Annotated in this window: 10 protein-coding genes and 1 pseudogene; 5 read left to right on the top strand and 6 right to left on the bottom strand. The window is 69.1% G+C overall.

The window, feature by feature from the left end; translation table 11 throughout:
* Positions 1-222 precede the first annotated feature (222 nt).
* A complete protein-coding gene (locus FM051_RS48495; protein WP_158854561.1) occupies positions 223-471 on the bottom strand; it encodes a hypothetical protein in 249 nt (82 codons plus the stop codon).
* 349 nt (positions 472-820) lie between these two features.
* Between FM051_RS48495 and FM051_RS48490 the strand changes: the two genes are divergently transcribed.
* From FM051_RS48490 to FM051_RS52825, 3 genes are all read left to right on the top strand, one after another.
* On the top strand, positions 821-988 hold the full coding sequence (locus FM051_RS48490; protein ID WP_158854559.1) for a hypothetical protein: 168 nt from the start codon (positions 821-823) through the stop codon (positions 986-988).
* Between the two features lie 226 nt (positions 989-1,214).
* Positions 1,215-1,700: a hypothetical protein gene (locus FM051_RS51265; protein WP_202919492.1), complete on the top strand. Its 486-nt coding sequence runs from the start codon at positions 1,215-1,217 to the stop codon at positions 1,698-1,700.
* A gap of 459 nt (positions 1,701-2,159) precedes the next feature.
* Positions 2,160-2,765 carry a hypothetical protein gene (locus FM051_RS52825; protein WP_238413223.1) on the top strand — a complete coding sequence of 202 codons (606 nt, stop codon included), beginning with the start codon at positions 2,160-2,162 and terminating at the stop codon, positions 2,763-2,765.
* A gap of 909 nt (positions 2,766-3,674) precedes the next feature.
* Here the strand turns inward: FM051_RS52825 and FM051_RS48470 are convergent.
* From FM051_RS48470 to FM051_RS48460, 3 genes are all read right to left on the bottom strand, one after another.
* Entirely contained in the window at positions 3,675-4,901 is a 1,227-nt protein-coding gene (locus tag FM051_RS48470) for an esterase/lipase family protein (protein ID WP_202919491.1), read from the bottom strand.
* Between the two features lie 591 nt (positions 4,902-5,492).
* Positions 5,493-7,265 (bottom strand): IlvD/Edd family dehydratase, encoded by a 1,773-nt coding sequence (locus tag FM051_RS48465; RefSeq protein WP_238413224.1) that lies wholly within the window; start codon positions 7,263-7,265, stop codon positions 5,493-5,495.
* Between the two features lie 231 nt (positions 7,266-7,496).
* A complete protein-coding gene (locus FM051_RS48460; RefSeq protein WP_158854557.1) occupies positions 7,497-8,645 on the bottom strand; it encodes a helix-turn-helix transcriptional regulator in 1,149 nt (382 codons plus the stop codon).
* 343 nt (positions 8,646-8,988) lie between these two features.
* Between FM051_RS48460 and FM051_RS48455 the strand changes: the two genes are divergently transcribed.
* Positions 8,989-9,612, top strand: coding sequence for a protein-L-isoaspartate(D-aspartate) O-methyltransferase (locus tag FM051_RS48455; RefSeq protein WP_238413222.1), 624 nt, complete (start codon positions 8,989-8,991; stop codon positions 9,610-9,612).
* Positions 9,613-9,714: 102 nt separating this feature from the next.
* Here the strand turns inward: FM051_RS48455 and FM051_RS48450 are convergent, their stop codons facing one another.
* Positions 9,715-10,038: a pentapeptide repeat-containing protein gene (locus FM051_RS48450; RefSeq protein ID WP_274383910.1), complete on the bottom strand. Its 324-nt coding sequence runs from the start codon at positions 10,036-10,038 to the stop codon at positions 9,715-9,717.
* 269 nt (positions 10,039-10,307) lie between these two features.
* On the opposite strand from FM051_RS48450, the pseudogene FM051_RS53840 reads away from it, so the two are divergent.
* A pseudogene (locus tag FM051_RS53840) lies at positions 10,308-11,081 on the top strand (winged helix-turn-helix domain-containing protein); the annotation flags it as partial.
* A 269-nt stretch (positions 11,082-11,350) separates the two neighbouring features.
* Here the strand turns inward: FM051_RS53840 and FM051_RS48435 are convergent.
* Positions 11,351-11,785, bottom strand: a complete 435-nt coding sequence (locus FM051_RS48435) for a GNAT family N-acetyltransferase (protein ID WP_158854553.1) — start codon at positions 11,783-11,785, stop codon at positions 11,351-11,353.
* Between the last annotated feature and the right edge of the window lie 226 nt (positions 11,786-12,011).

Raw genomic sequence — 12,011 nt, 5'->3', positions numbered from 1 at the left:
GGCGTGATCTCGGCAGCCCCGGTCACCGGCCCACTCGGCGGGCTGGACCCGCACACCGACCAACCGCTGGCCACCGCCGCAGCCGCGGTGCGTGCCCGCACACCCACCCGTCCCTGACGGGCACACGTTCATCCATCCGTTCCGGGTAGGCGGCTATGAACGCCAGGCTTCATCGACATTGATCATGCGCTTGATCGGCGGTGGTGAATCGGAAGATGCGATTCACCCTCCCCCGCCGAGGATGCCGCCGAGGACGCCGCTGAGGGGGTCGAGGACGCCGAGGCCGCCGAGGACGCCGCCGAGGCCACCGATCTGGCGGGGCGTGTCGTTGCGACTGTCGCCGCACCCGGCGGGCGCGTGGCCGCCGAGGCTGGTCGTGGCCTGTGGCTGGTCGGCGTGGGACATGGGCGCGAGGAGCACCGTGGCCGCGACGGCAACCGCCGCCGTGACTGGTGCCAGCTTGGTCCGCATCGGCGGCTCACCTGCTCTTTCGTTGGCTACCTACAGAGCATTGGGCCAAAGAGCGTATTTATCCATGCCCTGTACGGATGAAGTCGGACGTCGTCCACCGCGACGGTGACGCCGTCGCACCCGCTCGCCATCGACTAGCCAGGCAGGCCTGTCTCCCGGCACCACCTCCGGGAGCGGCCCTTCCACGTCCCTCCTGGAGGTCACCCCTTGGTCTTGCGCCCCACCCTCGTCCGTGTCCCCGGTACCGGCGAACTCTCCCTCGCCCCACCGGGCACCCCGGAACCGCCCGACGCCACCACCCCGCTTGCCGCCGCCTGGAGCGGCCTGGGCCTGTCCACCGAGCGCCGAGGTGTCCGAGACCCAGGACGCGCAGTGGAGCCGGACGCAGGAAGCCCGCTGGGGCCTGACGTTCGCCGCCCTCGCGCCCGCGTCCGGGATGACCCTGGCCGTGTGGCTCACCGACGACCCCGCCGTGCTGCTCACCGAACCGGCCCCGGCAGCGCTCACCGACCCATAGTCCGTCTGACGTAAAGGAAAAGCCGCCCGTGAGCCGTAACCAGCGCCGTGAGGCCACCGGCACCCCGACCCTCGGCCCGCGCAGCGAGCACGCGGTGATGTGACGCGGCAAGCGGCTTCGTCCTGCCCTCGGCGGACGAGTTCCCGTTGGACGCCATCGAGGTCGAGGAGCAGGGCAAGGTGCTGCTGTCGCTGTGGATGATCCTCGGTGAGGAGCAGTACGCGACGTGGTGCACCCTCGCGCGGACAGCCGGGGACGCCGAGCACTTCAGCAAGACCATCATGCGAGAGCTGGGGCGGGGAAACCCCTGATCGTCGCCTGCCTGCTGGCGGACGACACCACGCCCGCCGCCCTCGAAACCGATCTCCTCCGGTACGGGGTCGACCTGCTCGACCTCTACCGGGGCACCCTCTCGTACCGGCGGGTCTGCGCCCTGGTGGCCAACCTGCCCGACGACGCCGCCGTGTGGCGCGCGACCGGCCCCGACGCCGGATGGACCCGCCCCGAAGTCCTCCTGGCCGCGCTGGAACGCCGGGTCACGCTGCTGTGGGCCACCGTCGCCACCGCGCTGGGCGGCAAGGTCACCGATTCCGGCATCGCCGCACCTCTGGACCTCGGCGCTACCACCCCGACCAGATCACCGGCAGGGGGTGAGCCGGAGCCGGAAGTCCGTTCGCTGCGTGAGATCGCGCTGTGGATGGGGGAGGCGTGATCGCCTCTGGCAACCGTTGGCCACGCCTACCTCACGATCCTGCCCAGCCTCCAGGGCCTCGGCCGTCACGTCCTCGAGGAGGTCAACCAGGCCCAACGCGGCGCACCCGACATCTCGTTGGGCGCACAGATCCAGACCGCACTGGTCCGCGCCCGACTGGCCGCGCTGGCCCGCGAGGGCGACCGGACCGCCATGCGGCTGCTGCACAACTCGACTCGGCCCCGCCGAAGCCGAGTTCACGGCGCTGCGCCGCCGCCTGTCCGGGCACACCGTCACCATCCGCGCCGGGCTCGACCGCACGGTCGGCGCGTCCGTGCGCGGCCTGGCCCAACTCGACCATGGCGTCACCCGCCTGACCGGGTCGATCACCACCAACACCGTGCAGGTCGGCGCGGCCACCCCCGGCTGGAGATCCACCAGCACAGCCAGGAAGGCATCGTCCCCGGTTTCACCGGGTTCGTGGACCGCAACGCCATCATCGGCAACTGGACAGTCGGCTCGTTCGTCTCGACGGCGCACCCGCCCCGGCACGGGCTCCGCAGCCCGCGCCGTCCGGCTGGGAGCCGTACAAGATCAAGTGGGGCGACACGCTATCCGGCATCGCCGCCGCACGCGGTACCAGCGTGGACGAACTCGGCCGCATCAACGGCATCCCCGACCGACCGCATCCAGGCCGACACCCGGATCAACGTCCCGCCCCTGCGCAACGGCGGCAGCCCCACCGGCGGCGGAAGCGGTGAGCACTACCAGATCAACGCGGTACACCCGTGCGGACCTGCGGCATCCAGTATCGCTGACCTCGCGTTTCCTGCTGCCTCGTGCCGCTACGTCGTGGCTGGTGGCGGCTGGTTCGCTGACTTCTCGCTGACGGTTGACATCAGGAGCGGTCGGTACCCATTCGAAAACCGTTTTTTTGATCCGGAAGCAGGCCACATCGCCAACAGCCCGCCGGTTGCTGCGGTCAGCGTCGTGGATGCCAGCCAGGCCAGGTGCCAAACGGTAATGGTCGCGCTGATTCCAGCAAGGACCTGCGAGGCACCGGCCGCACCCATGATCGCGGCATAGGCCGGCACACGGAGGCGGGAGATCACTCACAAACAGTACCGCCTGTAGTGCACCAATAGAGGGGCTTCGTGTCATCCCGCCGACCTGGTTCGTCCCAACTGCGCGTGTCAAGGGGGGCGCCTCTGTCCATTCTGGACGGTTGGGCTGGGTCTGCCCCCTTGACGCGAGTGGTTGCCCTCGTGGAGGTCGGCGGGATGACACGAAACCCGGTCCCCGCTGGTTCGCGAGCTGGCGGTGTCCTCCGGTCATCCTGCTGGCCTGCCCGTCCGGCGAGGACGTGATCTTTCGGTTTTGCGGACCCTGGCGGGGTCGGTCGGCCGCTGTTCCGCTCGCCCGGTCCCGGCCGAGTGACACATCGGCCGGTCCTGGCCACTCGCCGGAACCGACGGTCCACAGGCCCGTTCACAACCGCCGGCGGTGGTCGAACTGGCCGCTGGCCGCCGACGGTCCGTGCGACGTACCTCCCGACCGTGAGGAAGGCGCTGTCGAGCCGACGGACCTGTGACCACCATCGGTACATGGCGGCTTCCGGGTGCAGAGTCTGCTGCTTCTCGCTCGTGGCCATCGACATGTAGCGGAAAGTCCCGGCGATAGTTGGCGCGGCGCGTATCCCGGCAAGGCGCGCGAAACGCCGGATACCGCCATCCCGGAGGTCGTCTGCCGGTGGCCTGGAGTTGCGGGCGCATTCGCGGCGGGGGTCGGCGCGCTGTTCTCAGGCAGTGCCCATGCGGTTCAGGCACGCTGACCCAGCTCGCCGACCCGCAGCTCGATGGGGTCAGCTCATCGTTGTCCAGGACGAACGACTGTCGGGGCGTCGGTCATTCAATGACATCGACCCCCTGACGTGGCCCGGAATGGGGGTGTGGCCGTGGTCGCGCACCCTCACCGTGTGACGGGTTTACGGGCGGATCAGCCCGGGAGCTGGTCCACGATCCAGTCACACAGCTCGGCGGTGATTTCGGTGTGGGCCGTGGTGGTGGAGGAGCACCGGAAATCGTCCAGCTCGCTCTCGTTCGGGTTGAGTTGGTCGATCTTGGCGTAGAGGTCGTCCTGGTTGTCGATGTCGCGGATGGCGACGGCGCTGACCGAGGGGACGAAGCAGACGGTGGGGTACTGGAGGTCGGTCTTGCCGCCCTTGTCCTCCAACGCCTTGGCGATGATCTTGTAGGAGTCGAGGGTGCCGCCGGGGGCGCCGTCGAGCTGCGGGAAGCCGTTGGTCGTGATGGTCTTCGAGGCGGGTGGCAGCAGTCGCTTGAGCTCGGCGACCGTGACGCGGTCGCCGACGTCCTGGGTGTAGAAGGTGGTACCGGGGAAGACGATGGCACCGGTGCTCTTCAGGGCCATCTTGCCGGGCGAGATGTCCAGGCCCGTGCCGTCGCCGGTGCCGTTGGCGACGGCGATCTTACGAGGGATCGCAGGCCAAAAGCCGACCCTCTCCAGCTCCCGCAGGAAGTCGGTGCGCATCGGGTCCTGCCGGCTGGTGCCGTCCGCGCTGTTGTAGTGCCGCCACAGCATCTGCCGCGAGGCCGGGCTGTTGATCTGCTTGGCGAAGAGGTTCTCCTGGCCTGGCAGGGTGGGGATGAAGTGGGCGAACGCCTGGATCCCGATGGGGATCACACCGCCGCGGTGCGGGGTGTCGTAGGAGAAGTGCAGCGCGGTCTTGTGGTTCATGCGCTGGGTTTCGAGCTTTGCCAGGGCGTAGCGGGTGATCAGGCCGCCCATGCTGAAGCCACCGACGGTCAGCGGGGTGTCGTCCTGCTGCTCGGCGACGGTGCGCAGGATGGCTTCCTGCGCGGCCTCGGCGTTGGTGAGGATGGAGGCGGTGCGCTCCTCGAAGCCGAGCAGGATGACGGTCCTGCGCTGCTGCCGCAGCCTGGTGATCAGCGGAAAGTCCCGGTCGAGGCCCGAGTAGAGCACGGTCAGGTCGCTCTTGCCCAGGTTGAACCCGTCGGCCATGATGACCGGCCGCTCGATGCCGCTCGACCCCTCGCCGTGCCAGACCCATGCGAAGCCACCCGGCAGCTCCCACTTCTGGTCCGGGGTCGGTACCGGGTACGGGAGGGGGGATACGGACGTGATCGCGTCGCCGAGCGTCAGATTGCCGGTCTCGTGCTCGTTGCCCTGTTGTGCGGTCAAGGCCACTCCTCTGTTCTCAGGCGCGCGCACGCAGCGACCCCGGTGGACGGGGCCGCTTCGGTCGGGCGGGTGGGGAGACGTGACGTCCCGGCCTCATCATTACCCCGCAGAGCGATCATTTGGTGACTCACCCCGCTTTCTTCACCTATATGGTTGACGCTGGGACGGAAGGGTGTGTTCGCTTTTTCACCTATATGGTTGATGTCGGGGCGGAAGGGTTGTTCCGCTCTGTGAAGCGCGAAGGCACCGGCCAGTGCACTGATAGCAACGGTGTAAGAGCTTCAGCCGTCAACGACGCCCAGCGCGACGGCCGCCCCTCACTCATATCGAAAAGGCGCGGTCTCCGCTGTTCAGCCCCCTGATTAACTTAATGCAGCTGGCCGCCACACTCGGCGAGGAGCCGATGCAGCTCGGTCGCTCCCTGGCCGCCAAGGGAGCCGGGCAGCCGTCCGAGGATCGCAGTTGTGCGGTGGCCGCGCCGAGGCCGCTGGCACCGCCGGTGACGAGGGCTGTCCTGGTGGTCATTGGTGATCCCGTCAGGTGGGGAGCGGACGCGGCCGGGTCGAGGTGGAGCAGGACCGTGTCCGAGGGTCAGTGGGACTCGCGGCTGACCTCCGAGCCGCTGGAGCCGAGCAGGAAGTCCAGGTCGGCGCCGGTGTCGGCTTGCAGCACGTGGTCGACGTAGAGCCGTTCCCAGCCGCGTCGGGGGTCGGCGAACCCGGCGAGCGTGGCCTCGTTCGGCGTGCGCGCCGCCAGTTCCTCGTCGGAGACCTCCACGTCGATGCGGCGGGCCTCGACGTCCAGGGTGATGACGTCGCCGGTGCGGACCAGGGCGAGCGGGCCGCCGGCGGCGGCCTCGGGTGCGACGTGCAGGACGACGGTGCCGTAGGCGGTGCCGCTCATGCGGCCGTCGCAGACCCGCACCATGTCCCGCACGCCCTGCTCCAACAGCTTCTTGGGCAACGGCATGTTGGACACCTCGGGCATGCCGGGGTAGCCCTTGGGGCCGCACCCGCGCAGCACCAGCACCGAGTCGGCGTCCACGTCCAGGTCGGGGTCGTCGACCCGGGCGTGGAAGTCCTCGATCGAGTCGAACACCACGGCCCGGCCGCGGTGGCGCAGCAGGTGCGGGGACGCGGCGGCGGGCTTGATCAGCGCGCCGTTCGGGGCGAGGTTCCCGCGCAGCACCGCGATGCCGCCCTCCGCGACCAACGGGGTGGCGCGGGGGCGGATGACCTCCGGGTCCCAGATCGGGGCGTCCTCCAGGTAGTCGACCAGGGGCTTGCCGGTGACGGTGAGGACGTCGGGGTCGAGCAGGTCGCGCACCTCGCGCAGCACGGCGAGCAGGCCGCCGGCGCGGTGGAAGTCGTCCATGAGGAACCGCCCGGCGGGCAGCAGGTCGACCAGCACCGGCACGTGCGAGCCGATGCGGTCGAAGTCGTCGATGGTCAACCCGATCCCCAGGCGCCCGGCGATGGCCAGCAGGTGCACCACGGCATTGGTGGAGCCGCCGATGGCGGCCAGCGCCACGATCGCGTTGTGGAACGACCCCTCGGTGAGGAACGTACTGGGCCGGCGGTCGGCGGTGATCATGTCCACGGCCAGTCGCCCGGTGCCGTGGGCTGCTTCGAGTAGGCGGCTGTCCGGCGCGGGTGTGCCGGCCACGCCGGGCACGACCGTGCCCAGGGCCTCGGCGACCAGCGCCATCGTGGAGGCGGTGCCCATCGTGTTGCAGTGGCCGCGGCTGCGGATCATCGACGACTCCGACCGGGTGAACTGCTCGGAGGACAGCGAGCCCGCGCGGACCTCTTCCGACAAGCGCCACACGTCGGTGCCGCAGCCCAGCGGCACGCCGCGGAAGGTGCCGGTGAGCATCGGGCCGCCGGGCACGACGACGGCGGGCAGGTCGACCGAGGCGGCGGCCATGAGCAGTGACGGGATCGTCTTGTCACAGCCGCCCAGCAGCACCACGCCGTCGATGGGGTTGGCCCGCAGCATCTCCTCGGTGGCCATCGCGGCCATGTTGCGCCACAGCATCGCGGTCGGCCGCACCTGCGTCTCGCCCAGCGACACCACGGGCAACTCCAGCGGGATGCCGCCCGCCTCGTAGATGCCGTTCTTCACCGACTGGGCGACCTCGGTCAGGTGGGCGTTGCACGGGGTCAGATCGGAGGCGGTGTTGGCGATGGCGATCTGTGGACGGCCGGTGAAGGCGTCGTCGGGCACACCCCGCCGCATCCACGCCCGGTGGATGTAGGCGTTGCGGTCCTGGCCCTCGTACCACTGCGCGCTGCGAAGCTCCACTGACCTGGCCACCTTCCAATAATTGGTCCGAACGGACCGGATCGGGATCGGCGTGCGCATCCGGCCCTGGGCCGACGCCACCCGACACCTCCAGCCGGGCTTGGCCGTCTCCTCAGCCCGCTGGTGCCCCAGGCCCAGCCGGTGGGCTGCACGGTCCACCACGAGGCCGGCGGGGTCCTTGTCGCGGTGCGGTGCGATCACCACTCGAATCTAGCGACCGTGCCGCCGCGGGCGCGTCGGGCAGGTCGCCCAGCAGCTCCTGGGCGCGTTGGGTACCGCCGACGTCGGTGATCAACCGCCGGGTGCGGTGAACCGTGGGTGGCGCGGGCTGGCGGAGGCAGCTGCGGGCGGGTGCGACGTCGCCGTAGGACCGCTCCTGCTCGGGTGCGGCGGCGTAGGCGGTGAGCGCGTCGTGGGCGCGGAGGCGGGGTCGCCGAGTAGGTCGTGGGTGCCGGCGCGGTAGTAGGTCTCCTTGGTGTGCGGGAAGGTGAAGATCCCGCCGAAGGCGCTGATTTCATCGTGCCGGTCGGGCAGCGTCTCCAGTGCGTACAGGGCGTCGCGGGTCCGCGCGGCATCGCCTGTTCGTGCGCTCACCCGTGCCTGCAGGGCCACGGTGCGCCGGATGGTCTGCGTCCCCACCGCTTTCAGGGAGGCAGGGTCGAGGAATCTCAATGTCGCGGCCGGGGTGGGGCTCCATTCCAGGACCAGGGCGGCGCTGCCGCGCGCCCACACGCGCAGCGCGTCGCTGTCGGCGGCTTCGGCGCAGCGCTCGGCGGTGTGCAACTGGGCACGGGCGGCGGCGGGGTTGCCCAGGTTCTGTGAGGCGGAGGCCAGCAGCAGGCACCCTGTCCCGGCGACGAGGTAGGCGTCGCGGAGCCGGCGGGGCCGCATCCCCCGACGGATCAGCGTGAACGCATCGTCGCGGACACTGATGATGCGGGGGAGCAGGTCGACCGCGGGGGTGTAGACGTAGGCGGTGGCCAGTTCCGCCAGTGACACCGCCAGCCAGTCCAGGTCGGGGTCGTCGACCGTGGTGGTCGCCAGTACGGAGCCGAAGTCGAGTGCGCGACGCGCCGCCGCGGACATCAGCGCATGCACATCGACCGGTTCCCCGATCACCGACCGGCCGCTGGGCAGCGCGGCGTCGTCCAGCGGTGGTGTGCCGTGTGATTGCTCCTGACGGGTGACCCCCTGTGGTTCGCCTGTCGAGTGAACGCCGTGCGGTTCGGTGATCGGGAGTCCGGTGAGGAGTCGGTCGAGGTCGTCCATGGTGACGTGGAGTGCGTCGGCCAGGGGTGGGCGCTGTTCGGGCAGTGGGGTGCTGGTGCCTGCTTCCCAGGTGCGCACGGTCCTGGCGTTGACGCCGACCTTCTCGCCGAGGCGTTCCTGACTCAGCCCGTACTTCATCCGCCGCTGCTGAAGCGTCTCCCGCCTCCCCATCGCTCCGTGACCCCTCCCGTACCCAGGCCGGACACGCCAGCCAATCCCTACTGGAAACAGCAGCTCAGCATTGACTCCGAGCTGGTGAATCACCCGTTCGATGCAGGAGCGGTTCCTCGAGATCGCCGCGAGGTTTCCTGCTCTTGACCTGGTCGTCTCCGTGAGGTGCCGACTCGTCTGCAGGTACCGGTGTCGCGCTCGGGAGCGCTCCGGCTATTGGTGGCTCCGAACACCGCTGCCGAGAGCGGGACACCCCGACGGCGCGCGTAGCGGGACAATGGGAAGGCCCCGACCGCTTCGAACAGAGTGGGTGGCCATGTCCGGGCATGGCGTGGAACGGTCCGTGGAGGATCTGGTGCGGACGGTGCGCGCGCGCAGCGGTTGTGACGGGCGTGTCCTCGACGCGATCCGCCGCACGGCCCGCGCCGAGTTCCTGCCCGAGGACGAGGTCGCGTCGGCGAACTACGACACACCGCTGCCGATCGGCCACGGTCAGGTGGCCACGCAGCCGTCGCTGTCGGCCACGATGCTGGACGCGTTGGCGCTGACCGGGACGGAACACGTGCTCGAAATCGGCACGGGGTCGGGCTTCCAGACCGCACTGCTCGCCCGTCTGGCGGGGGACGTGGTCAGCGTCGAACTGTGGGCCGACCTGACGCGGCAGGCCGGCGGGAACCTCGCCCGACTCGGGATCGGCAATGTCGAACTGCGCGTCGGGGACGGCACTCGTGGCGTGCCCGAGCACGCGCCCTACGACGCGGTCGTCGTGTCCGCCGCGTTTCCGGAGGTGCCGGCTCCGCTGGTCGAGCAGTTGCGCGTCGGCGGCCGGCTCGTGCAGCCGATCGGGCCCGGCGGAGGAGAGGAGGTGGTGCTGTTCGTGCGGGTGGCCGGAGGACTGGAGCGCCGGCGCGTGCTGACGTCGGCCAGGTTCGTCCGCCTGTACGGCGATTACGGCTACCCGCGTTGAACCGTCCGAGAAGGCCGGGAACCGCAGGAGGAACATCGCGCCGTCGCGACCCCACTGCCTGAACGAGCCAGGTCAGGCCTACTGTCGGGAGCAGTCTGGGGATCAGTCGCCAGCAGATTCGGACGTTGAGTCGTCGGAGTGGTCGGGCCCGGATTCGACCTCCAAAAGGTGATGCCAAGTGCCCTCGCGACCTTCGATGGCTGTGTGGTCGGACGAAGGCCGCCATCCGGCGGGCCACGGGACGTTAAACGGCGATTCGGGCGGAGAGTGGCGGACCGTTGCTCCACCGAACAGGACGTCTTCGGTGAATGTCGCTTCGCTGAACTTGACGTCTCCGGCGAACGTCGCTCCGTCGAATTCGGCGTCCTGGGTGAACGTCACTTCGCTGAACAGGGCGTTTTCGCTAAATGTCGCTTGGTTGAACAGGGCGTACTGAGTGAACGTTTGCTCCGCTGAATCCGGCGTATCCAGTGAAGGTAGCCATCTCGAATACAGCGTTCCTTAGGAGGCAGCCACGCATGTTCCAGTCGATGAGGACTGCGGCAGTGAGATCGAGGTCGGTGTCTGCCCAGAAGGCCGTTACGGGGCGATCGGCATCGTTGCCAGGGTTTAGGTGGGTGGTGAGGATGCGTTGGGCGGTTACAGAGGTTGAATCGTCAGGGTTAGGTCACGGCGTGTCGGGCTGACTGTGGCCGATGGGTGCGGGTGTCGCACAACGCGGTGTACGTGTGGCGACGGCGATGGCTGGTCGAGGGGGCGAGTCGGGACTGGCGTCCAAGGGCCCGTCGGGTACGGGATGTCGACTGTCGGCCGGGCAGCTGGACCGGTTGGCCGCGGCATTGGAGGAAGGGCCGGCCGCGCACGGCTACACCGAGGATCAGCGGTGGACCCTGGCGAGGGTGGCGGACATGATCGCCCGACTCTTCCGGATCCGGTACACCTTGCGTGGCGTGTCACTTCTGTTGCACCGCATGGGGTTCAGCCCACAGGCTGATCGAACGCGACGAGGAGGCCGTCATGACGTGGCGACAGGAGGCATGGCGGCAGGCAAAAAGCCAGCGGCCGCGCGTGGGGCGTGGATCTGCTTCGAGGACGAGGCGGGTCACACGCTACGGCCGCCGAAGGCACGGACCTGGGCGCCGCGCGGGCAGACCCCGGTAATTCCGGTGTCGGGCAGGGGATCCGGCCGCATCTCGGTCGCCGGACTGTTCTGCGTCCGCCCCGGCACCGAACCCGGACAACGCCCCCACCTGTTGTACCGGGTCAAGGTCCACCGCGCCCGCAAGGGCGAACACCGCAGCTTCGCCGAGGCCGACTACGTCACCCTGCTCGACGCCGCCCACCAGTACCTCAAAGCCGAGATCGTGGTGATCCGGGACAACCTCAACACCCACATCAGCACCGCGATGCGACGACTGGTCACCGGCCGGGACTGGCTGCACGTCATCCGACTACCGGCCTACGCGCCCGACCTCAACCCCCACCGAGGGCGTCTGGTCCCACGTCAAACGCAGTCTCGGCAACCTCGCCGTCACCGGCGTGGACCACCTCGCCGCCATCGTGCGCAACCGGCTCAAACGCATCCAGTACCGACCCGAACTCCTGGCCGGCTTCCTCGCCCAGACCGGCCTCACCCTCGACCCGGAACCGCCGTAATCCCGACCACCCAACCTCTTGTATCGACGAATTTGCGGCCTTGTCGTCACCAACACCGAAGACCGGATGCCACCGGTCTCCCTTACCGCGGGCACAGGTAGAACAACTCGGGGTCGCCCTCGTCCAGGCCATGGAGCAGGCCGACCGGGTTCCATCCCGCGCGCTGGAGCAGCCGCTGCATCGGCTGGTTGGACACATTGGTCGAGGTGAACAGCTTCGGAGCCGTGCAGGAACTCTCAGCGGACTCGAGCAGACGCGCACCGACACCTCGGCCACGGGCGCCGGACGCCACCATCAGCATCGTGACAAAGCCCTGTTCGAAGAAGGTGTACTCCACCACGCAGTAGCCCACCGGTCCGGACGCACCCTCGGCCACGGCCACCAGGCCTTCCCGGCACCACCTCCGGATGCTCGCCCGCCGCCGGCCGTCACCCTCGGCCGCAACCGAGTCGATCCCGACCAGCGTCTCCACATCCGACTCACTCGCGCGGCGCACGGCGAACTCACCAAGATCCACTGCACCATGGAACCATGTTGTCAGCTCAACATGGCTACCCGCCATCTGATCGACAGCGATGTCGAGGCCGACCTAACCCTGACGATTCAACCTCTGTAGCGGTAGTTTGTTAACTTGGTAGACTGATCGGTTGTGGTGTTGTTGTGCCAGCAGGTCGATCGACTGGGCAGGTGAGGTACTGATGGCGCGAGTGGCGTGCCCGGTGGCCGCGGGTCCGTTGGAGGAC

Origin of the sequence: Saccharothrix deserti, from assembly GCF_009769385.1 — a bacterium.
Taxonomy (GTDB): Bacteria; Actinomycetota; Actinomycetes; order Mycobacteriales; family Pseudonocardiaceae; genus Actinosynnema; species Actinosynnema deserti.
Note: the sequence above shows the minus strand (reverse complement) of the source record. Positions and strands in the feature narration are given on the sequence as shown.